We start from the raw sequence: 20299 nt of genomic DNA, 5'->3' as shown, positions 1-20299 counted from the left end.
TGGTACGCAAAAAAATAAATTATGTTAGTTGTAAGTAGCAGAGAATTTAGGGAAAAGCAGGCGGAATACATGGATAAGCTAGACGGGGGGGAACAAATCATTATTCAACGAGGAAAGAATAAAGCTTATGCCATTACACCTGTAACAGAAGAAGACGTTTATTTTTCTCCTCAAATGATAAAAAGGATTAAAGATTCGATTCTTCAAGCCGAAGAAGGAAAAACGAAAAAAGCTACGAATTCAGAAGAGTTGAAAAATTTCTTTAAGAATTTATAATGTACACGATTGAGCTTACAAAGCATGCAATTGATGATTTAAAAATTTCTTAAGAAATCTGAACCTGCTACATTTAAGAAAGCTCAATCACTTATTGAAGAATTGTAGCTCCATCCGAAAATAGGAACAGGAAAACCTTAATTAAAAAAATATAATTTAGCTGGATGTTATTCCAGAAGAATTACGCAAAAGCATAGATTAGTTTATCAGATTTATGATGATAAACTAATCGTTTTATTATTATCTGCAGCTGGCCATTACGATGATAAATAATTTCTTCCTATGCTAATTTCATAATTAACATTCTTATATTTCAAACAATTAACCTTTTTCCGTTTCTTTGGGATTGGAATCAATTTAAAACATGGTAAACTTATTAACCGACAGGGCTTTTTGGGTAAATTATTGGGAAAGTAAAAAAGGACTTGCGGTTCGGCTACCAGCTAACTACTTATTTCATCGCCAGTTGGCAGAGATTGTAAAAAATGGAAAAGTAAAGACAGCAATAGAATTGGGTGGTTTTCCTGGTTATTATGCAGTTTTTTTAAACAAATATCTAAAATTAGATGTTACGCTTTTAGATTATTTTGTTCATCCGCCAGTAGTAAATGAACTTTTAGAAGAGAACGATTTAAAGGAGTCAGATATCCACATCATCGAAACAGACTTGTTTAATTACAAGCCCGTACAACAATATGATTTAGTGTTAAGCTGTGGTTTAATAGAACATTTTAATGATACTGCCGACATTATTAATCGTCATATTGCCTTCGTAAAACCAGGAGGAACCTTATTTATAACCTTGCCAAATTTTAAAGCTGTAAACGGATGGTTCCAGAAAAATTTCGACAAAGAAAACTACGATAAGCATAATATCGATAGCATGAACCCTGAATTACTGAAATCAATCTGTGAGGAAGCAGGATTGAAGGAAGTAAAATCAGGTTATTTTGGTCGCTTTAGTGTTTGGTTGGAAAACGAAAATCAAAAATCTGCAGGCGTTCGTCTGTTCAAAAAAGCAGTTTGGCTAAGTGGAAAAATTTTCACAAAAATTATCCCTTTCGAAAGCAAAAGTTTATCACCATATATTATTTTGGAGGCTAAAAAAGTTTAATTATTCTGTCTTTTTATAAACCCCAAATTCACTCAAGGTAATACAAACAGGCGATTTTGTAATGTTTAATCTAATTTTTGAAGCCTTAACAGGTTTTTCCAATTTGATTAATCTCTTCGCACCGATACTTTCGCCCGAGTAGATTTTTTTCCAGTTGTTGTTTTCAAAAACCTCAACGTTAAACTCTTCGATTCTTTGTCCCAGCGGAATATATTCTTGAAGGCTGATGATGTCGAAAGTTTTATCAGTATTTAAATCAATTTCCAAACTTGCTGTATGAACGTTATCTACCGTTGCCCAATAACTTTGCTTATTATTATCTAAAAGATTAGCAACTCCATAAGCTTTACCGCGAATATTGTTAGCCTTTATACTCGCTTTTTTAGCTAAATTGGTAGCGAAGGTATGTTTTACCATATCTCCGAAACTTTTCAAAGCCGCAACATCATCACTGTGCAATTGCCCGCGGGTATCTGGAGCTAAGCCTAAATCCAAACCCGCACCATGACCAACGCTTTGAAGGTATAAATCAAATAAGGTTTCAGGCGATTTAGGTTTTTCTGTAGGGTGATAGAACCAACCTTTTCTCAATGGAACATCGCACTCAGCTGGCATCCAGAATTTACCATTTCTAATGCCCATTGGGCTTTGAGGATAATTTGCCTGCCCTGGGACAGCTACATTTTTACCTTCGGGAGGAAGCGGTGTAAAAGTTGCCCAGCTGTTTTCTGCAGCGGTACCGTCTTCGCTACCAACCCATCGAATATCTAAACCAATATCGCTGAAAATATTAGCCATTGGTTGCATTTTACGTGTTATGCCCCAGGTGTTATTCCAGTCGTAATATGTTGTGTTATCAATCGAACGTTTTTCTTTTGCACCGCCATAATATCCGTCGCCACCATTGGCACCATCATGCCAGCTCATAAAAAGCTCACCATAATTACTGTAAAGTTCTTTAAGCTGTGCCTGATAAATAGCTAAATATTTATCAGTTCCATAAAGTGCATTATTTCTATCCCATGGAGAACAATAAATGCCAAATTTTAAACCATTTTTTCTGGCTTCAGATTCTACTTCTTTAACCAAATCGCCTTTTCCATTTCTAAAAGGGCTTTTTGTAATGTTGTACTCGGTTGTTTTGGTAGGCCATAACGCAAAACCATCGTGGTGTTTGGCAACTAGAATTATACCTTTTAATCCGCCCGCTTTTGCAGCTTTTATAATTTGTTCTGCATTAAAATCTGATGGATTGAATGTTTTTGGATCAGCATCACCAAATCCCCATTCTTTATTTTCGAAAGTTGTAGGCGTAAAATGAATCAGACCGTAAACCTCAATATCATGCCAAGCTAATTGCCTTTTAGATGGTAGAGCACCATAAGGTTTCGGTGGATTCTGGGCAAAAATAAATGTACTTATCAGAAGAAATAAAGCAGTAAGTTTTTTCATTTCGAATCAATAGTTTGCACGTAAATTAATGATTTTTTGTTAAAATTGATAATATGGAAACATTAATTGTACACCCAAAAGATGAAAATCAGCTTGCTGCAATTAAAGCATTTATGCAAGCATTAAATATTGACTTTGAAAATCAAGCTAACACAATAACTGATAATTTAAAGAGGAGTATTGATAAAGGTATTAATGAAGCTGATAATGGGGAAACAATATCCTTTGAAGCTTTTAAATTAAAACATTTTAAAGCCGGATAATGTATGAGGTAATATTTACTCCGGAATCTGAAGTAACATTTGATTCTATTTCAGAACAATTATTAGAACGTTGGGGCATTGGAAAAGTAATTGAATTTCAGAATCTGGTGGAAAAAGGAATACATTTAATTGCAACAGATCCTTTTTTGAACCAAGTTATAGTAGATAATTTTCAAATTCGTAAATACCACATTCATCCAAATGTTCTATTTTGTACAGAATTAATAATGAAAAAGTAGAGGTTATCTGTTTCTATGATAACCGTCAAGACCCATTATTTTGAGAAATATTGGGTTAATTTTTCTTTTATAAAGCGTTTAATTCTCGAAACCATATTTCCCTTTCTATTTGCTAGAAAGTGTTTAATAACTTGATAAGCTTCCCTGTTTTCCTCTATTATTTCTGGAAATTGAGTAATAGGTTTTGGGTTAATAATCACGTTGTAAATGTCGTTTATGCCAGAATGCACCCCCGTTCCATCATGACCAATATTATTAACCAGAGATTGAGAAGGGTTTAGCGTTAATCCCCCTTTTAAAAATATTGAAGCATACCAACGAATAGCCCAGCTATTATTTTTACCTTTTTTAAATTCCTGCATTTGTTTCCAAAAATTCATTGAATTTTCTATTGAAAATGCAGATTTTTTCTTTGCGTCGAATTGCTTTATTAAGATATCTATGTTGGGTTCGAAATTTCCCCAGGCTCTATCCCATGTTGCCCAACCCCAGCTGGTTGCTGCTCGGTAAAAGAATGATTGAGGTAAATTTTCTGCTTTCAAAGGATACATGTAAGCGCCAATATGCATTACTTTTTCGTCACTTCGATAACGGTTTAACGCATCGTTAAAATAGGTAAGGGTGTGTGGAGATGTAACCAAATCATCTTCAAAAACAATAACTTGCCCATAGTCTTTTATCAGTTGCGTTACACCAGCGATAACAGAATTTGCTAAACCTGCATTGTCTTTTCTTTCGATTATTTTTACTGATTTGAAACCTTCAGTTTTATTGATGATTGCCCTAACCTCTGTAACTTTTTCATCATCCTGATTGGTTTTTGCTCCATCAGAAAAAATGTATAATCGGCTATCGGCAGCAAGTTCATTTTGTTGCAAAAATTTAATCGTTCGTTCGGTGTGCAGCGGACGGTTATACACGAAAAGTGCTATTGGAGCAAGGTTTTGCATGATTTTGGTTTGCCGTTGAAGGTTTTTGATTTTAACAAATACTTATTTTGACGTTATTTGAATTTAAGGCCAGCCAAGCCAAAGCATTAAAAATGTTAAAATATCTGCAGGCTAGAATCAGATTTTTTGGTTAAAACAGTATAAGCATTTGCAAATTGCTCTTGTTTTTTTCTGCCCAAAAAGTTGCCGAGTGTCTTTTTAATACGGTATTCTAATTCGATTTTTAGGTTTTTAGTAAAAGTTTTAGGTGCTTTTCTGTTAACGAATTCATTAAACTTTACCGTTTCGGGAGCTGTCATAGAAACTTTATCTTCTATAATTTCTAAGCCTTCACTTTGTAATAAAAACCTTAAAGAGGTTGGCGTATACATATTGATATGACCATAATCAAGAAAATGTTTCATGCGTTGGTCTACGCCGAACCGATAATCTTTGGGTACTTCTACCACAACGTACTTCGCTACTCTCTTTAACTCACGAAGTAAAATTCGCTCGTGCTCAACATGCTCTAAAACGTGGGCAAGAATCACTAAATCAAACGCATCATCCTGATAAGGAATTTTATAACCATCAAAAGTTTGTGCCTCTTTTAGTTTAGATAAATTTCTTTCTCTAATTATATCTACGCCACTTTGCGCAATTTCTAAAGCATATAATTCCGGAGCAAAATTCCATTCATTTAAGAAATGGAGAATGCTGCCATCGCCGGCGCCCACTTCTAAAACCTTTTTAGGTTTTATATTTTTACAAACATCAACAATGTTTTGAGCTTTATATTTTGCACCAAGCATTCGCCAGGCAACATCACTGTTCGTATAAAAATTATCGTAGGCTGTTTTTACTTCTTCGCTTAACATTGGTGTATTTGTGGTTATATGCCTAAACAATTATCAGCTTTGTAAAATACGGATGTAGCCTTTTCGTAAAACAATCCCGGAGAGATACCGCTAAAGCTGATTTCTTTAAATCCCTGCTCCTTAAGTAAAATTCTTGCCGGATGGTAAACTTCGCGTTCGCTATCATCCAAAACAATAACTCCATTAGCAGATAATGCTTCAAGGCTATATTTACAGCATCTTACTCTATCCCTACCATCAACAATAATAATGTCGAATTTCTTTTTTAACAAAGCGGCTTTCTTTGCGTATTCGCCATCTCGATGCAATTCACAGTAAATCATTTCTGCGTTTGCCGGACTTGTATTTTTTACTCTCTCGAACCAGTTTTTATCGTGTTCTACTGAAGTTACCGTACCGGCTTTTTCAGCATAAAAGATGGTAGAATTTCCAGAGCCATACTCGAAAATATTTTGAGATTTATTAATTCTTTCCCTAATAAAATCGATGAAAGAGTAAGTAACCCAAGGTAAAGCCTTGCCGTTGCCATCTACGGCTTGTTTGCTATCAAAGGCAGTGAACCAGCCTATGCTGTTCAAATAGCCTTTATGTCCGTAAGATAATAATGCTTTTAACCTCGAAGGTTTAGCAATCAGTTCTGTTAATGCTTTAAGAGTACTCAACGTTTAAATATTTTTTGAAATGCTGTGACCAAAAATAATGATTTTAACATCATTATACCTTGCCCACGAGTTTTTCGAATTAATAAAAGATAAAATGTAGAAACAAAGCAAGCAATTAGCGTTGCAATTGATGCACCAACACCTGCATACTTAGGAATTAACCAAAAATTAAGCCCAATATTTATAAGTGCTCCGGCTGCGGTTCTGTAAAATGAAATTTTAGTATATCCTTCAGCTACCAAAAACTGAGAGCTTGCCGTTCCTAAAAATACAAATATTCCAGACCAGATGTGGATAGATAGCATTGGCCCGGCCCCGTCATATTTGCCTCTATAAATGATGTGAATAATATCAGATGCAAAAAAACTTATAAATAATGCAACTGGCAGGCTTATGTAAATCAATAAGTCGTACAAATTGCCCAGGCGCTTTTGGTACCTGTCTAAATCTGTTTTCCGGGCATTTAACAAAGCTGGAAATACAGAAGTTACAATTGCAATTGGAATAAAATACCAGGCTTCACTTAAATTTTGAGCAGCGCTATATATACCAACAGCCTTACTGCCAATGCTCTTTAGCATAACGATATCTATTTTCATATAAATAGTTACCATTACTGCCGAAAGGATTAATGGAGATGATTTTTTTAATAAGAACCTGGCCCGTTCTTTATTGAAATGCCAGTTAAAGATATTTAGTCCTCTTTTTTGATAGATGATAATCAAGCCTGCGGCAAGAATGAAGCCATCTAAAACGTAAGCAAATACAATATAAATTAATGGAAGATTTAATGTAATGATTACAATTTTAACAACTGAAGTGATGATTAAACCGATGTTTTGAACTTGAACCACATACTTAGACTGAACTTGCGATTGAAAGTAAGCATCGATAACATTAAATGATTTAAAGAATGAAGCCAATGCAAGCAGGCCGACCAATAAGGTTAGTGGCTCGCCAGGATTTGGAGTTAATTGATGACTAATTAAGTAAACACCAACTGCAATGGGAATAAGCAATGCATTTGCAGCTAATCTAAGCCATAGTGATGTTCCAAGAATTTCATCTCGTTTAGCAGGTTCCTGAATAATTTCGCGAATAATAAAGGTATCTAATCCCAGGGCACCAACTGCAGCAAGTATAGCTACCAAAGATAAACCGAAGCTTAAGTCTCCGAATAAAATTGGCCCAAGATAACGGGCAATTAAAAGATTTACGATAAGGCTAAGCGCTTTGCCAAACATTAACCAACCAGCATTTTTTAAATACTTGTTAAATGCATCCTCATCAAAACCTTTTATTACGGGTAACTTCATTAACGCAAAGATGTAAAAAAATGCTTTAGGTTTTAAGTTAAAGGAGCGCCAACCGCAATATCGCATCTATGCCCCGATTCTCCATGTTTGGGATTTAATTTACTACCATTACTCACTTCTAAATTCTTAACCTCTAATGAATTTATTGAAGCAGCTTTTTGCACAGGCTTAGAATTTAAAGGCTTGCCAACTGCTATGTCGCACCTGTGGTTTGGTTGCCCGTGAGCCGGATTTAAACCTTTTGCAACTTTTTTGCTGCTAGCAGTATTAACATTTACAGTCTGATTAGCTATAGCTTTTTGAGCGGGTTTGGAATCTAAGGTAGCACCAACTGCAATATCACATCTATGATTTGGCTTGCCATGAGCTGGATTTAAATTCTTGCCAGTTTGATTAACTGCCTTAGCTGTACTTGTAGTTTGTGGAATTATCTGTTGGGGCTTTGCAGAAGCCATTTGATTTAAGGGTGCGCCAACGGCCAAATCGCAGCTATGACCTGCTTGCCCGTGAGGTGGATTAAAAATTAAACTACTTTTTGCCGGTACATCTGTTTTGATTACTGCTACATTCTTTTGCAAACCTTGTATACCTGTTGGAGTAGCAGTTATAACCTGATTGGGAGTTTTTTTACTATTGCAAGCACAAAATATGATTACAGTAAGGAAGTAAAATAGATTTTTCATGAGCAGCATTTTTCTTAAATATAAGAATTAAGCTTTAAGCTGAAAACTATTTTCAATACGCTCAAGCTGCTTAAGGTGATGTTTTAAGTGAATTTCTATAAAACGTAACCATTGTTCTGCATTCAGGTAACCTAAACGGGGATGTTTGGTTTTACATTTTTTATTGGCATTTGCAATAAGCGGATAAGTATCAGCCAATGCTTTTTCAAATTCAAGAATAAAATCCATTGCCTGGGTTTTACTTATTTTTTTAACCCTGTCGATTAGCCTTTTGGGTACTTTATATTTTTTCGCTGGGGGTAATGAGCCTAATAATAAAATTAATTTCACAACAAAATGAGTAGGTTTATCTTCTCCCTTTCCATTTGCGCTATGCTCTAAAGCGATTAATGAAAGTAAACTCGCATCGAAAATGTGCGAATAAACCTCGCTATAACTCCAGCCGTTTATGGGTGGGGTAAGTTGAAAAATTTCATCAGGATAAGAAGATAGCTTTGCCTTATACGCACCTACAATGTGTTGTAAAGAAACCTTTGTTTTCGAAGCAGTCATTCTTAAAGGTAATTAATCCTGTTTAAAATAAGCTTAATAACTCTTTAAGGTGTACGATTTGCTTTTTTACGTCTTCAGGTTTTTCTTTTTTCGTTGGATTGAAAAATATAGCTTCTATTCCAAAACCTAAGGCACCATAAATATCAGCTTCTAAACTGTCGCCTATCATAATGCTTTCTTCTTTTGATGCTTTTGCTTTATCTAAAGCATATTCGAAAATTACAGGGTTGGGTTTATTAACGCCAACATCTTCGGAGATAATAACATTTGTAAAATATGGATTCAGCCGCGATAGATCCATCTTAGTAAGCGTGGTTTCCTTAAAGCCGTTAGAAATTATGTGCAGTGTATATCTCTGTTGAAGATATGCTAAGACATTTTCTGCGCCATCAAATAAATTGGTTTTTGTTGGAGATATATTTACATAATCATCTTCAAACTCATGTGGCACAGCATCAGGATGAATGCCTAACTGAATAAAAGTTTTACTAAATCTTTCGGCTCTTAAAAATTCCTTAGTTATTTTTCCAAGATGGTAATCTGCCCAAAGCTGGTGATTGTTTTCTGTATAAGTGGTAATGAAATCAGCGCAAGAACTGAGCCCCAGTTCATTTAACTTGTAAGTATGAAAAAGCTCACTTAAAGTTTCCTCTGCATTGCGGTCGAAATCCCAAATGGTATGGTCAAGGTCGAAGAAGATGTGTTTTTTGTTTTGCAATTTTTAAGGATTGTTAAAATGTTGTTAAAATTGTTGAAAGCTTTTAAGCTATTCTTGCCATGCGATAAAGTCCTAATTATACTTTCTCGCCATAAGCTAAATCTCCGGCATCGCCCAAACCCGGAACGATGTAAGATTTGCTTGTCATTTCTTCATCAATTGCACCAATCCACAATTTCGCTTTAGGTAAATTTGCTCTTACATGCACAATACCTTCAGTGCTGGCGATTGCCGATACAATATGAAGTTCAGCGATCTTATACCGATTAATTAATTCTTTACAACACATGACCATACTTTGTCCTGTTGCAAGCATCGGGTCGGCCATGATTAATATTTTTCCATCAAGATCTGGAGAGGAAATGTAATCCATTTGAATAACAAAATTACCATTCTTTTTAACTTTCCGGTAGGCAGAAATAAAGCAGCATTCTGCTTTGTCAAAAATATTTAATAAGCCTTGTTGTAAAGGTAAACCCGCTCTTAAAATAGTGGCTAAAACAGGTTGCTGTTCTAGAAAATCGCATTGTGAAGTACCCAATGGGGTAATCACTTCCCTCGAAGTGAATTTTAGCGTTTTGCTAATCTCGTAAGCAAAAAATTCTCCAACACGTTCGAGGTTTTTGCGAAAACGCATGGAATCCTTTTGAATATTTTCATCCCGAAGTTCGGCGATGAAGGTATTGGCTATTGATTTTGTTTTGCTTAAGTCGAAAATCATAATTTTAGTTATCCCGCAGATTTTAACATTTCGTTAAAAATAGCTTTCCATTTTTTAAATTTAACATTTTCTGATAAATTTTTAAGGTGCCAACAAGTATAAAAATGTCCATCAACAAGTTTAACGGCATCTATAAAATTGCTAATTGTTTGTGTTGCATCTGTAATATTCAGATAATGAATTGCAGTATCGCTTATCGAATACGATTTTACGTTAAGTGGCGTAACTTTTTCGAGCTCTAAATCATACCAGCTGAAGGGCGTACAAGTTCCTGCTCTAAACCCTACCTGATTGGCATAACCCATCGAGTAATCGGAAGTAATACCAGTAGAAACAAGATTTAAATAACAAGCTGGTAGTTTTAAAGCCTCTAATTGCTGACTTATCAGGTTAACAGGGCTATTTTGAAGTTTACCTAGTTTTATTAAATCTTTTTTTAAAAAAGTTGATGTTTCCTTGTCTGAACAAGGTTTTAGCAAGCCGATCTGTTTTCCCCTTAAAAGTAATTTGCTCTTTTCATAAGCTAACCTGTTTTTATCGTCTTCAATAAAGTTGATGAAATAAATAGGCTGTATTTTCAGTATGTCTAAACTGGTAATAACTTTTTTATTGTCTGTTCCCAAACCTGTAAAATCATCAAATAACGTGCTTAAATATTTTTGTTTTTTATTGAAGACTGATGAGAAGATGAACTTTGTTTTCGGCAAAAATCCAGCAGGAACATCAGGCCTCAAAGTAAGGTTTATGGTTGGTTGATTAACGAATTTTTTTTCGAAAAACTTAAAAGAAGGGTTTTTCTTCTTTATCATATTCTTTAAAATCAATGCCCATTCATCAATTATCGGTCTTTTTAATATTTTCCACTTATATTGAAAACTGTTTTTAGCCTCAAAGTTGTCACCGGGTTTTTCTTTATGCAAATATTCTTCATAACGGCTAATGATGAAAAAAGATGCAGCAAAAACATCAAAGGGTAAAGCGGATTCTTCAACAGGGAAAGGAACAATATAATCGCCAAATGAAATAGTTTTGAGTTTAGGCTCTTCAACCTTGTTGGATAACAGCAGTGCTGTATTTTTGAAAAATAATTCATCGCCAAGTGGCCTGTCTGCATAGCTTATTTTGGCATGCTCACTTTGGATAAAAAATTCACTATTACCAGTAAATTCTACCTCCGCTCTTAAAATATCTTTAAATATAAAATTGAAGATATATTTAATTCTTGGCGTAAGTAGAGGGGAAAAGATAATTATGTGCATACTTATTTTAGCAATAGGGAGAGTATAAACTAAGATAACAAACAATTTATCCTGCCAATTATTGCCTTTTCACAAAACCTTAACTTAAGGGGGATTTAATAAAATTAACAGTATTTTAATAACTAATACAATAATTACAATTAAAAGTTTGCAGAGAAACTCTTATCAGGGTATAGAATTTTACTGCTTTTTCTTGTTGCGCCTTTAACCAAATGAACGATACTCATCTGGTCATCAAACATGTCGTATAAAATGGTGCTGCTAACTTCTGCCGATTTAAGCGAAGAAATTTTTTCGGCTTCCATATAAATATTAGTAGCCTCATGGTCTATTTCAAAGCCAATATAATTTAAACTGACAGGCTTGCCGTTTGCCTTTACTTGTAAATGAGAAAGCATGTATTTCCTTACAAGAGCATCCATCTGTGTTTTTAGCGCCGGGTTTGCTAAATCCGTTTTCTGTTTATACAATTTACCAAGTATTGCTTCAAAATCATCACTAAAAATCCTCGAGCTTATTTCGAGTGTTTTATCTTTTGAATTAAAGTTTACCTCAGTTGTACTTACATGAAGCGGGTGCTTACCCTTATTTGATAAGCCAAATAGAGTGAAAACTAAAAATAAGGTAACAAATTTGGTATTTAACAAATGCATTTTTACTGTTTTTAACTTTTGTGCAATTAAAACTTTAATTTTAGGCCTTCAAAAATACTAAAGCTCAATCCATAAAGCTAATTATTTATAATGCCGTTACAAGATTTCATCTTCTACTTTAAATTAGGTTGGGAACATATTATAAGTGCCGACGCTTTAGATCATCAGCTTTTTGTATTAGCACTTGTTGCAATTTATAGTTACAGAGACTTAAAACAAGTTTTGATATTAGTTACCGCTTTTACAATTGGGCATTCGTTAACCTTATTTTTAAGCATTACCGATGTTTTAAGATTTGATAGCAAATGGGTAGAGTTTTTAATTCCCTGTACAATTGTAATTACCGCAGTAATTAATTTGTTCGGAAAAGGCTCTTCGCTAAAATCAGTTAAAATAAATTATTATCTCGCTTTAGTATTTGGATTGATTCACGGGATGGGTTTCGCCAATTCGATAAGAATGATGCTAGCAAAAGACCAAAACATTGGCTGGGGACTTTTCGGTTTTAACGTGGGCTTAGAAGCGGGACAAGTTTTTGTAGTTGTGCTAATTTTAGCGCTTACTTTTATTATTTTTAGCTACACCAATATTAAACGCAGAGATTGGGTTTTATTTGTATCTGCAGCCGTATTTAGCCTGGCTTTAAAAATGGCTTTAGAAAGAATTCCCTTTTAATAAAATATAAAAATGAATAAACTATTTACATTAACAGGTCTGTTGCTTTTTTCAGGAAGCTTGGCAATGGCTCAGAACATCCAAAATAATCCAGGGAGTAATCACGGGAATAAATTTGAGCAGCTTGGGACAATTCTGCCAACCCCTAACGAGCAGCGTACAGCAAGTGGTGCGCCAGGCGTAAAATACTGGCAGCAACGTGCCGATTATAACATTAAATGTACACTCGATGAGAAAAACCTGCTTTTAAAAGGCAGTGAAACTATTACTTATACAAACAACTCGCCAGACCCTTTAACTTATATTTGGTTACAGCTTGATGAAAATGAGCATAGTACAGATAAAAATGCCAACTATCAGGATGCGACGAAAATGCCGTCAGTTGGTACAACGCAAAGCATAGATAAGTTAAGTGAAACCACAAATAATGGTAATGGTATCAATGTACTTAAACTTACCGATGCTACAGGCAAAAAACTAAGCTATACCGTAAATAAAACCATGATGAGAATTGATTTGCCGGCAGCTTTAAAAACCGGGCAAAAATACATTTTCAATATCGATTGGAACTACAAAATTACTGATAGAATGACTGTTGGCGGTCGAGGTGGATACGAGTTTTTCCCAGCAGATGGAAATTATTTATTTACCATGGCACAGTGGTATCCACGTTTATGTGTGTATAGCGATTTTCAAGGCTGGCAGAATCATCAGTTTACCGGTAGAGGCGAATTTGCCTTAACATTTGGCGATTTTAAAGTACAAATGACCGTGCCTGCAGATCATTTGGTTGGTTCTACCGGCGAATGTATAAACTACAGCGCTGTTTTAAATCCTGCGCAATTAAGCCGATATAATACTGCAAAAACCGCAACAGCTCCTGTAGAAATTCAAACCCTTGCCGAGGCAAAAACCGCAGAAAGTAAAAAAGCGACAGGGACTAAAACATGGGTCTTTCAGGCAAACAATGTTCGCGATTTCGCATGGACTTCTTCGCGTAAATTTATTTGGGATGCAATGCCTCAAAAAATTGCGGCAAATAATAATACGGTAATGTGTATGAGTTTTTACGGAAAGGAAGCCTATAACTTATACAGTAAATTTTCAACCCGTGCCGTGGCACACACTATTAAAACCTATTCTGATTTTACAATCCCTTATCCTTATCCGGTTGCGCAAAGTATTGAGGCAGCAAACGGAATGGAATATCCGATGATTTGCTTTAATTATGGCCGTACAGATGCAGATGGAACTTATAGTGAAAGTACTAAAAACGGTATGTTAGGCGTAATTATTCACGAAGTTGGGCATAATTTCTTCCCAATGATTGTGAATAGTGACGAGCGCCAATGGACCTGGATGGATGAAGGTTTGAACTCCTTTGTAGAATACCTAACGGAAGAACTGTGGGATAATACCTTTCCAAGTAAAAAAGGACCAGCATACACTATTGTTGATTACATGAAACTACCAAAGGATGAGTTGGAGCCAATTATGACCAATTCGGAAAATATCACACGTTTCGGTCCCAATGCTTATTCAAAACCTGCAACTGGTTTAAATATTCTTCGTGAAACCATTATGGGTAGAGAACTTTTTGATTATGCTTTTAAAGAATATTCAAGAAGATGGGCCTTTAAACATCCACAACCAGCAGATTTATTCCGCACAATGGAAGATGCTAGCGGAGAGGATTTAGATTGGTTTTGGAGAGGTTGGTTCTTTGGAACTGAACCTTGCGATATCGCTTTGGATACCGTTAAATTTGCCAAAGCAGATTTTCCAACAACAATTCCTGAAGCCAGAGCAAGAATGGTTAAGGTGGATAAACCTGCGGTTAATGCTTTTCAGGATATTTCTAAAATCAGGAATCGTGAGGATAAAAAAGTTAGTTTTTACGTAGATAAAACACCTGCAGCACAAGATTTTTACTATAAATATGATAGAGGCTTAGTTTCTGTTGATACAGCCACTGCAGTTAAAACTCAAGGCTCAATGCCTTTGGAGGTTGTAGCAGATGCAGAGCAAAAGAAATACGAGAACAAATTCTTTTATGAATTAGATTTTAGTAACAAAGGCGGTTTGGTAATGCCCATTATTGTAGAATTTACTTACAAGGATGGTAGCAAGGAAATAGACCGTATCCCTGCTCAAATTTGGAGACATAACGAGTTGAAAACATCTAAGTTTTACGTAAAGGATAAAGAAGTGGAGTCTATTTTAATCGATCCACTCAGAGAAACGGCTGATATTGATACAAGCAACAACACTTGGGGTGGCAAAGCTAAAGAAAGCAAGTTTAAAGTTTTTAAAGCTAAAGCAGCTTCATCTGTTCGTGGTCAATCTGTAGGCATGAACCCAATGCAGAAAGCAGCGGGTAAATAAAAGCATGGTACAGAATTCCGCTCGGTATTTTCAAAAAGGTGGCTGTAGCATAAATTTTTGAATAGCTGAAATTATGATAGATGCTCTTTTTTTGAATTTCAGGTAAAATATTAACGTAATTCAAATCCATAAATTAACCTAGTAAATCGAAAGTTTAACTTTCGATTTACTAGGTTAATGCTTTTTAAAACTCTATAAAAGGAGTATGTCTTTATTATCAGAGTATTGGATATTAACCTCTACTTATTCAATAATGCTGGTAATTTGTTAAATCTAAAAGCTAACTTTCCTGACTTTCTGCTGTTTAGTCTTTACGCTCAAAATCGTATATTTGATACAGTCTATGAAATTCAAAATCACTTCAGCATATCAACCAACCGGAGATCAACCCGGAGCCATAAAACAATTAGTAGATGGCGTAAATGCAAATGAAAATTACCAGACTTTGTTAGGTGTAACTGGCTCTGGTAAAACTTTTACAATTGCAAATGTTATCGAACAGACTCAAAAACCAACACTTATTTTAAGTCATAATAAAACGTTGGCAGCCCAGCTTTACGGCGAGTTTAAAAACTTCTTTCCGGAAAATTCGGTTAATTACTTTGTATCGTATTACGATTATTATCAGCCTGAAGCTTTCATCGCATCAAGCAATACTTATATAGAAAAAGATTTAAGCATAAACGAAGAAATAGAAAAACTGCGCTTACGCACAACCTCCTCCTTAATGAGTGGTAGGCGAGACATTATTGTGGTTTCATCCATTTCCTGTATTTACGGTATGGGTAATCCCGAAGATTTCTCCCGAATGGTTTTTCGTTTTGGTGTTGGTCTTCGAATATCAAGAAATTCGTTTTTACATAGTTTGGTAGAGATTATGTACGCCAGAACCACAACAGAATTTAAACGTGGAACTTTTAGGGTTAAGGGCGACACGGTTGATATTTATCCGGCATATTTAGATCATGCTTATCGGGTTTCTTTTTTCGGCGATGACATTGAAGAGCTTTCTGCTATAGACCCGGTTTCAGGGAAAACTATTGAGAAATTAGAAGATATGGCAATTTATCCTGCTAATCTTTTCGTTACGCCAAAAGATAGATTTAACCAATCTATTTGGGGAATTCAGGAAGAGCTAGAAATTAGAAAAAATCAACTTATTGCCGACAGGCATTTATTAGAAGCGAAAAGATTGGAAGAAAGAACCAATTTCGATATCGAAATGATGAAGGAATTGGGTTATTGCTCTGGTATTGAGAATTATTCACGCTTTTTTGATGGTCGTTCGCCCGGCATGCGCCCTTTCTGCCTGCTCGATTATTTTGCGGATGATTATTTAATGGTTATTGATGAAAGTCATGTTACCGTTCCTCAAATTAGAGCGATGTATGGCGGCGATAGGTCGCGTAAATTGTCTTTAGTAGAATATGGTTTCCGTTTACCGGCAGCTTTAGATAACCGTCCGCTTAATTTTACCGAGTTTGAAGCCTTGGCGCCACAAACCATTTATGTAAGTGCAACACCTGCCGATTATGAATTGGAAAAATCTGATGGTGTAGTGGTTGAGCAGGTTATTCGCCCAACGGGATTATTGGATCCTGTTATTGAAATCAGGCCAGCGATTAATCAGGTTGATGATTTATTAGATGAAATCGATATTACAATAAAACAGGGAGGCCGTATTTTGGTAACAACATTAACCAAAAGAATGGCCGAAGAGTTAACAAAATACCTCGATAGATTAAATATTAAAACCCGTTACATTCACTCCGAAATTAAAACTTTAGAACGCGTAGAAATTCTTCGTGGTTTAAGGCTAGGGGAGTTTGATGTTTTGGTAGGGATTAACTTGTTAAGAGAAGGTTTGGACTTACCTGAGGTTACTTTAGTAGCTATTTTAGATGCCGATAAAGAAGGTTTCCTTCGTTCTGAAAAATCTTTAATTCAAACCATTGGTCGTGCTGCAAGAAATGATAAAGGTCGTGTAATTATGTATGCCGATGGTATTACAGATAGTATGGAGAAAACAATTTCTGAAACGAATCGCCGTCGAGATATCCAAATTGCTTATAACTTAAAACATGGAATTACGCCAATGACTGTTGGTAAAACCCGTGAGGCAATTTTAGAGCAGACATCTGTTTTAGATTTCTCTCAAAAAGCGAGCGATAATAAAGCCAGAGCTTATATAGAAAATGCAGAAATCAGCATTGCTGCCGATCCAATTGTGCAGTATATGGGCAAGGCTGAGTTGCAGAAAGCTATTGATAACACCAAAAAAAATATGCAAAAGGCAGCAAAGGATATGGATTTCTTGCAAGCGGCTAAACTGCGTGATGAAATGTTTGCCTTAGAGAAAATGTTTGCGGAGAAATTTGGGAAATAAAGATTTAATAAGTTTGTTTCAATTAAAAACAAAGACTTTATCGATAATTAGCATTCAAAAACTATTTTTGCAGGAAATTGGCGAATATGGACGGACAAAATAGAAAAGATGTTTTCCCAGGTTTAGAAGTTGGAATTATCTTAAAAAAGGACCAGCGAAGCGGAAATGTTACCTACGGAATTGTGAAAGATTTATTAACTTCATCTTCATTCCACTCCAGAGGTATTAAAGTTAGACTTGATGATGGGCAAGTGGGTAGGGTTTGCGAAATTGTTGAAGGTTAATTAATTGTAATTAAAATGCAATTAAACTTGCAAAAAGTAACATAATAATTATAGCTACGTCTATATTTGTATAACATTTAAAATTTAGAATGGGATTAATTAAGTTCATTTTTATCGCAATATTGGTGCTTTGGATCATCAGAATGTTAATTCGATTGATTTTACCAATGTTGTTTGGCAACCTTGCAAGCAAAATGCAACAGCAAGCAAGCGGTCAAGCGCAACAGCCTAGAAGAAAGCCTGAAGGGTCTATATCTATCGATTATATGCCGCCAAAACCCGACCAGGGAAAAACGGATAAACTCGGTGATTTTGTAGATTACGAAGAAGTTAAATAAAATTAAAAATCCTGATGAAAATCAGGATTTTTTGTTTTATAAAAATCGTCATTGTGAGGCAGGAAGCAATCTTACTAGTTTAGCTGATACATTAAGATTACTGCAATGACGGGAAGAGGAAATTTCTACTTTCTAAACCCTCAAACTTAAAATATCATGCACCGCTTCATCAATATTTCCATACTGAAACTTAAAGCCAGAATCTAATAGCACGCCCGGTTTCACCCATCGGCTTTTCAAAATCAATTCTGTTTCGGTACCAATAATTATTGCGCCAATCTCTAAAAGCCAGGCTGGAGCAGGTAAACCGAAAGGTATTCCATAAGATTTTCTGAGCGTTTTCATTAGTTCTGTGTTTTTAATAGCATTCGGAGCGGTACAGTTAACTATGCCTTTTATTTCTCCTTTACCTAAAAGCCATTCTATACTCAAAGCAACATCTTGTTCGTGTACCCAACTAACATATTGTGTTCCATGTCCTTGCTTTCCGCCCATTCCTAATTTAACTAAATTCAATAACCTTGGGAAAGCGCCATCCGTTCTTCCCAAAACGATACCTAACCTTAAAGCAATTTTGCGAGTTTTAGGATTAGTAGGTTGGAAGAATGCTCGCTCCCATATTTTGCAAACATCTATAGAGAAGCCATAACCAATTTCTCCATTTAACTCATCTTGTGGCTCATCTTCTGCATGGCGATAAATAGTTGCAGAAGTAATATTAATCCATAGCAAAGGAGGATTAGCTAATTTATCAATAACTCGGTTCAGTAAATTTGTAGGTATAACTCTTGAATTTATAATTTCTTCCCGGTTTTTTGCAGTGTACCTGCAGTTCACATTTTTTCCACAAAGGTTTACAAGTAAGTCAGCATTGTTTAATTCATTAATCCAATTTTCTTCAGTTTTGCCATCCCATAACAAGGTTTTAATATTACCCTCATCAGCTTTTTGTTTTCTTGAGAAAATGATTACTTCATCAGCTATGCTGCTAAAATGCTTGGCTAAAACACCACCTAAATAGCCATTACCACCTGCTAAAACTATCTTATTATATTTCATGATTTTAAAGTGCTAAGATTAAAGCCAAAACAATTAATCGGTAAATTACCCAGGTTAGGCTCATTAATAAGCCTAATTTTAAAATTTTGCTGCGGCGTAAATGCTCTAAAAACATAAGCCCTGCGGTTAATAAAAAGTAAGCTATGAAAGATAGTGGTTCAATTTCTAAATATTTTGCCACTATTAATGGAATTAAAAGTAGCATTGCGCCAGCGAAAGAAATTGTCATCATGTTGCCTAAATAATCCCAGATTTTATCTTTTTTATAGAATAAGATAATCGCTGCCTGAAAAAACACTTGTCCGCCGCAGATTAAATATTCCCGATATTGATTTCCTAATGGAACAAAGTTAGTTAACAGATGAGCGTAAGCGGTTAAGATATATGCCGTTAAAAACCATGTAAAAAGTAAATAAGCAATGCGGTAATGAAGTTTAAAGTCTGGCTGAATCGTATTTTCTTTAACTGCTGCCGGAATAATTACCTTTCTATTGTAAGAGATGAAAGCGTAAAATTTTTTCATTAGCCCTAAGAAGGGAGCGAAGCCAAACAAAGGCTTAAAAACAGGCATTGCATTTCCAATAATTTTAAATAGACCAGGAATGCCGTAAATTACTTCGCCATTTTCTGTATTGACAAGTGCAATCTCATTAGCGGCTCTTTGTTTATCTACCAGAGGACAAATAGCTGCGGGCATTTGCTGATAGGCTTCACGACCATTAGCTGGTAACATTTTTAATTTGGTAAAGGCTTTGGTGTAGGCAAAACACATCGGACATTCATTATCAAACAGGATAACATGGTTGGCTAGCGTTTTCATTTTATGTAGTTTTTAAATTTTCAGTAAAAATTGAAAGTTTGTCTTAAAAAATAAAGCCGATCAGGGCTTTGTTTATGCTTACTTAAGTATAGCTCGGCTTGATATTTACTTAAATACTTTTAATATTGAACTCCAAAACCAGCTTTCCTCGGCTTTTAGCATGGTTTCTATAGTTCTATCAGCATTGTTTGCAAGCTTATTAATGTCGGCTACCGATTTTTTAAAGGTTGTAAATTCTGGGTCTTTTTCGTCGCCTGTTACGTTCGAAAGCTCATTTAGAATTTTTAAAACCGGCTCCAACTCACGTTTTTTACGTTCTTTGGCAACCTGACGGGCTATATTCCAAACATCTTTATCCGCAAAGAAATATTCCTTTCTTTCGCCAGCTTTATGTTGTTTTTCTATCAATCCCCAGCCTATTAAATCACGCAGGGTCATATTTGCATTTCCTCTGGAAATACTCAACTGCTCCATAATTTCTTCAGTTGTTAGCGCTACAGAAGAAATTAATAAAAGGGCATGAACTTGTGCCATGGTCCTATTGATTCCCCACTCAGAGCCTAATTTGCCCCAAGCCTCTATAAATTTAAGTTTCGCTGCCGCTAATTCCATAAACAAAGATAATTATTTTTTTAAA

Annotated in this window: 23 protein-coding genes and 1 pseudogene; 10 read left to right on the top strand and 14 right to left on the bottom strand. The window is 35.3% G+C overall.

Annotated features, from left to right (window positions below; genetic code table 11):
• The first annotated feature begins 21 nt into the window (after positions 1 to 21).
• The 3 genes and pseudogenes from ACFOUY_RS02010 (at position 22) to ACFOUY_RS02000 (ending at position 1390) form a co-directional block, all read left to right on the top strand.
• Positions 22 to 276, top strand: a complete 255-nt coding sequence (locus ACFOUY_RS02010) for a hypothetical protein (protein WP_378958773.1) — start codon at positions 22 to 24, stop codon at positions 274 to 276.
• Positions 277 to 435: 159 nt separating this feature from the next.
• A pseudogene (locus ACFOUY_RS02005) lies at positions 436 to 549 on the top strand (type II toxin-antitoxin system YoeB family toxin); the annotation flags it as partial.
• 91 nt (positions 550 to 640) lie between these two features.
• A complete protein-coding gene (locus tag ACFOUY_RS02000; RefSeq protein ID WP_378958772.1) occupies positions 641 to 1390 on the top strand; it encodes a class I SAM-dependent methyltransferase in 750 nt (249 codons plus the stop codon).
• Here ACFOUY_RS02000 and ACFOUY_RS01995 read toward each other — a convergent pair whose 3' ends face one another.
• Entirely contained in the window at positions 1391 to 2842 is a 1452-nt protein-coding gene (locus ACFOUY_RS01995) for an alpha-L-fucosidase (protein WP_378958771.1), read from the bottom strand.
• 53 nt (positions 2843 to 2895) lie between these two features.
• Between ACFOUY_RS01995 and ACFOUY_RS01990 the strand changes: the two genes are divergently transcribed.
• Both ACFOUY_RS01990 and ACFOUY_RS01985 read left to right on the top strand, forming a co-directional pair.
• Positions 2896 to 3105 (top strand): DUF2683 family protein, encoded by a 210-nt coding sequence (locus ACFOUY_RS01990; RefSeq protein ID WP_378958770.1) that lies wholly within the window; start codon positions 2896 to 2898, stop codon positions 3103 to 3105.
• A complete protein-coding gene (locus ACFOUY_RS01985; RefSeq protein ID WP_378958769.1) occupies positions 3105 to 3344 on the top strand; it encodes a hypothetical protein in 240 nt (79 codons plus the stop codon). Before ACFOUY_RS01990 ends, ACFOUY_RS01985 begins: the two co-directional genes overlap by 1 nt.
• Positions 3345 to 3379: 35 nt before the next feature.
• Here the strand turns inward: ACFOUY_RS01985 and ACFOUY_RS01980 are convergent, their stop codons facing one another.
• From ACFOUY_RS01980 to ACFOUY_RS01935, 10 genes are all read right to left on the bottom strand, one after another.
• Positions 3380 to 4294: a glycosyltransferase family protein gene (locus tag ACFOUY_RS01980; RefSeq protein WP_378958768.1), complete on the bottom strand. Its 915-nt coding sequence runs from the start codon at positions 4292 to 4294 to the stop codon at positions 3380 to 3382.
• 95 nt (positions 4295 to 4389) lie between these two features.
• Entirely contained in the window at positions 4390 to 5151 is a 762-nt protein-coding gene (locus ACFOUY_RS01975; RefSeq protein ID WP_378958767.1) for a class I SAM-dependent methyltransferase, read from the bottom strand.
• A 14-nt stretch (positions 5152 to 5165) separates the two neighbouring features.
• The gene (locus tag ACFOUY_RS01970; protein WP_378958766.1) at positions 5166 to 5813 is read right to left on the bottom strand and encodes a class I SAM-dependent methyltransferase; all 648 of its coding nucleotides are present in this window, start codon (positions 5811 to 5813) and stop codon (positions 5166 to 5168) included.
• Positions 5810 to 7129 carry a flippase gene (locus ACFOUY_RS01965; RefSeq protein ID WP_378958765.1) on the bottom strand — a complete coding sequence of 440 codons (1320 nt, stop codon included), beginning with the start codon at positions 7127 to 7129 and terminating at the stop codon, positions 5810 to 5812. Before ACFOUY_RS01965 ends, ACFOUY_RS01970 begins: the two co-directional genes overlap by 4 nt.
• A 32-nt stretch (positions 7130 to 7161) precedes the next feature.
• The gene (locus tag ACFOUY_RS01960; RefSeq protein WP_378958764.1) at positions 7162 to 7812 is read right to left on the bottom strand and encodes a hypothetical protein; all 651 of its coding nucleotides are present in this window, start codon (positions 7810 to 7812) and stop codon (positions 7162 to 7164) included.
• 27 nt (positions 7813 to 7839) lie between these two features.
• Positions 7840 to 8364 carry a DinB family protein gene (locus ACFOUY_RS01955; protein WP_378958763.1) on the bottom strand — a complete coding sequence of 175 codons (525 nt, stop codon included), beginning with the start codon at positions 8362 to 8364 and terminating at the stop codon, positions 7840 to 7842.
• A gap of 22 nt (positions 8365 to 8386) precedes the next feature.
• Positions 8387 to 9082, bottom strand: coding sequence for a YjjG family noncanonical pyrimidine nucleotidase (locus ACFOUY_RS01950; RefSeq protein ID WP_378958762.1), 696 nt, complete (start codon positions 9080 to 9082; stop codon positions 8387 to 8389).
• A gap of 76 nt (positions 9083 to 9158) precedes the next feature.
• The gene (gene upp, locus ACFOUY_RS01945; RefSeq protein ID WP_378958761.1) at positions 9159 to 9803 is read right to left on the bottom strand and encodes a uracil phosphoribosyltransferase; all 645 of its coding nucleotides are present in this window, start codon (positions 9801 to 9803) and stop codon (positions 9159 to 9161) included.
• Positions 9804 to 9811: 8 nt separating this feature from the next.
• A complete protein-coding gene (locus ACFOUY_RS01940) occupies positions 9812 to 11062 on the bottom strand; it encodes a DUF7033 domain-containing protein (RefSeq protein ID WP_378958760.1) in 1251 nt (416 codons plus the stop codon).
• Positions 11063 to 11202: 140 nt separating this feature from the next.
• Positions 11203 to 11715 (bottom strand): DUF6702 family protein, encoded by a 513-nt coding sequence (locus ACFOUY_RS01935; RefSeq protein WP_378958759.1) that lies wholly within the window; start codon positions 11713 to 11715, stop codon positions 11203 to 11205.
• 90 nt (positions 11716 to 11805) lie between these two features.
• On the opposite strand from ACFOUY_RS01935, the gene ACFOUY_RS01930 reads away from it, so the two are divergent.
• The 5 genes from ACFOUY_RS01930 (at position 11806) to ACFOUY_RS01910 (ending at position 17783) form a co-directional block, all read left to right on the top strand.
• On the top strand, positions 11806 to 12390 hold the full coding sequence (locus tag ACFOUY_RS01930) for a HupE/UreJ family protein (RefSeq protein ID WP_378958758.1): 585 nt from the start codon (positions 11806 to 11808) through the stop codon (positions 12388 to 12390).
• A 12-nt stretch (positions 12391 to 12402) separates the two neighbouring features.
• Positions 12403 to 14775, top strand: coding sequence for a M1 family metallopeptidase (locus ACFOUY_RS01925; RefSeq protein WP_378958757.1), 2373 nt, complete (start codon positions 12403 to 12405; stop codon positions 14773 to 14775).
• Positions 14776 to 15118: 343 nt separating this feature from the next.
• A complete protein-coding gene (gene uvrB / locus ACFOUY_RS01920) occupies positions 15119 to 17161 on the top strand; it encodes an excinuclease ABC subunit UvrB (protein ID WP_378958756.1) in 2043 nt (680 codons plus the stop codon).
• A gap of 86 nt (positions 17162 to 17247) precedes the next feature.
• Positions 17248 to 17445, top strand: coding sequence for a YwbE family protein (locus tag ACFOUY_RS01915; RefSeq protein WP_378958755.1), 198 nt, complete (start codon positions 17248 to 17250; stop codon positions 17443 to 17445).
• 89 nt (positions 17446 to 17534) lie between these two features.
• Positions 17535 to 17783, top strand: coding sequence for a DUF4834 family protein (locus ACFOUY_RS01910; protein WP_378958753.1), 249 nt, complete (start codon positions 17535 to 17537; stop codon positions 17781 to 17783).
• A 132-nt stretch (positions 17784 to 17915) separates the two neighbouring features.
• On the opposite strand, the gene ACFOUY_RS01905 is transcribed toward ACFOUY_RS01910, so the two are convergent.
• The 3 genes from ACFOUY_RS01905 to ACFOUY_RS01895 form a co-directional block, all read right to left on the bottom strand.
• The gene (locus ACFOUY_RS01905; protein WP_378958752.1) at positions 17916 to 18842 is read right to left on the bottom strand and encodes a TIGR01777 family oxidoreductase; all 927 of its coding nucleotides are present in this window, start codon (positions 18840 to 18842) and stop codon (positions 17916 to 17918) included.
• Between the two features lie 4 nt (positions 18843 to 18846).
• Positions 18847 to 19662, bottom strand: coding sequence for a DUF393 domain-containing protein (locus ACFOUY_RS01900; RefSeq protein ID WP_378958751.1), 816 nt, complete (start codon positions 19660 to 19662; stop codon positions 18847 to 18849).
• A 105-nt stretch (positions 19663 to 19767) separates the two neighbouring features.
• Complete coding sequence (locus ACFOUY_RS01895) at positions 19768 to 20274, bottom strand: GbsR/MarR family transcriptional regulator (RefSeq protein WP_378958750.1); 507 nt, start codon at positions 20272 to 20274, stop codon at positions 19768 to 19770.
• Positions 20275 to 20299: the final 25 nt, after the last annotated feature.

The sequence above is a fragment of the Pedobacter jamesrossensis genome (genome assembly GCF_042650905.1).
GTDB lineage: Bacteria > Bacteroidota > Bacteroidia > Sphingobacteriales > Sphingobacteriaceae > Pedobacter > Pedobacter jamesrossensis.
Note: the sequence above shows the minus strand (reverse complement) of the source record. Positions and strands in the feature narration are given on the sequence as shown.

What these genes read in the sequence shown, in the direction of transcription:
- ACFOUY_RS02010 (WP_378958773.1), top strand. Translation starts at nt 22, where the DNA reads ATGTTAGTTGTAAGTAGCAGAGAATTTAGGGAAAAGCAGGCGGAATAC.
- ACFOUY_RS02000 (WP_378958772.1), top strand. Translation starts at nt 641, where the DNA reads ATGGTAAACTTATTAACCGACAGGGCTTTTTGGGTAAATTATTGGGAA.
- ACFOUY_RS01995 (WP_378958771.1), bottom strand. Translation starts at nt 2,842, where the DNA reads ATGAAAAAACTTACTGCTTTATTTCTTCTGATAAGTACATTTATTTTT.
- ACFOUY_RS01990 (WP_378958770.1), top strand. Translation starts at nt 2,896, where the DNA reads ATGGAAACATTAATTGTACACCCAAAAGATGAAAATCAGCTTGCTGCA.
- ACFOUY_RS01985 (WP_378958769.1), top strand. Translation starts at nt 3,105, where the DNA reads ATGTATGAGGTAATATTTACTCCGGAATCTGAAGTAACATTTGATTCT.
- ACFOUY_RS01980 (WP_378958768.1), bottom strand. Translation starts at nt 4,294, where the DNA reads ATGCAAAACCTTGCTCCAATAGCACTTTTCGTGTATAACCGTCCGCTG.
- ACFOUY_RS01975 (WP_378958767.1), bottom strand. Translation starts at nt 5,151, where the DNA reads ATGTTAAGCGAAGAAGTAAAAACAGCCTACGATAATTTTTATACGAAC.
- ACFOUY_RS01965 (WP_378958765.1), bottom strand. Translation starts at nt 7,129, where the DNA reads ATGAAGTTACCCGTAATAAAAGGTTTTGATGAGGATGCATTTAACAAG.
- ACFOUY_RS01960 (WP_378958764.1), bottom strand. Translation starts at nt 7,812, where the DNA reads ATGAAAAATCTATTTTACTTCCTTACTGTAATCATATTTTGTGCTTGC.
- ACFOUY_RS01955 (WP_378958763.1), bottom strand. Translation starts at nt 8,364, where the DNA reads ATGACTGCTTCGAAAACAAAGGTTTCTTTACAACACATTGTAGGTGCG.
- upp (WP_378958761.1), bottom strand. Translation starts at nt 9,803, where the DNA reads ATGATTTTCGACTTAAGCAAAACAAAATCAATAGCCAATACCTTCATC.
- ACFOUY_RS01940 (WP_378958760.1), bottom strand. Translation starts at nt 11,062, where the DNA reads ATGCACATAATTATCTTTTCCCCTCTACTTACGCCAAGAATTAAATAT.
- ACFOUY_RS01935 (WP_378958759.1), bottom strand. Translation starts at nt 11,715, where the DNA reads ATGCATTTGTTAAATACCAAATTTGTTACCTTATTTTTAGTTTTCACT.
- ACFOUY_RS01930 (WP_378958758.1), top strand. Translation starts at nt 11,806, where the DNA reads ATGCCGTTACAAGATTTCATCTTCTACTTTAAATTAGGTTGGGAACAT.
- ACFOUY_RS01925 (WP_378958757.1), top strand. Translation starts at nt 12,403, where the DNA reads ATGAATAAACTATTTACATTAACAGGTCTGTTGCTTTTTTCAGGAAGC.
- uvrB (WP_378958756.1), top strand. Translation starts at nt 15,119, where the DNA reads ATGAAATTCAAAATCACTTCAGCATATCAACCAACCGGAGATCAACCC.
- ACFOUY_RS01915 (WP_378958755.1), top strand. Translation starts at nt 17,248, where the DNA reads ATGGACGGACAAAATAGAAAAGATGTTTTCCCAGGTTTAGAAGTTGGA.
- ACFOUY_RS01910 (WP_378958753.1), top strand. Translation starts at nt 17,535, where the DNA reads ATGGGATTAATTAAGTTCATTTTTATCGCAATATTGGTGCTTTGGATC.
- ACFOUY_RS01905 (WP_378958752.1), bottom strand. Translation starts at nt 18,842, where the DNA reads ATGAAATATAATAAGATAGTTTTAGCAGGTGGTAATGGCTATTTAGGT.
- ACFOUY_RS01900 (WP_378958751.1), bottom strand. Translation starts at nt 19,662, where the DNA reads ATGAAAACGCTAGCCAACCATGTTATCCTGTTTGATAATGAATGTCCG.
- ACFOUY_RS01895 (WP_378958750.1), bottom strand. Translation starts at nt 20,274, where the DNA reads ATGGAATTAGCGGCAGCGAAACTTAAATTTATAGAGGCTTGGGGCAAA.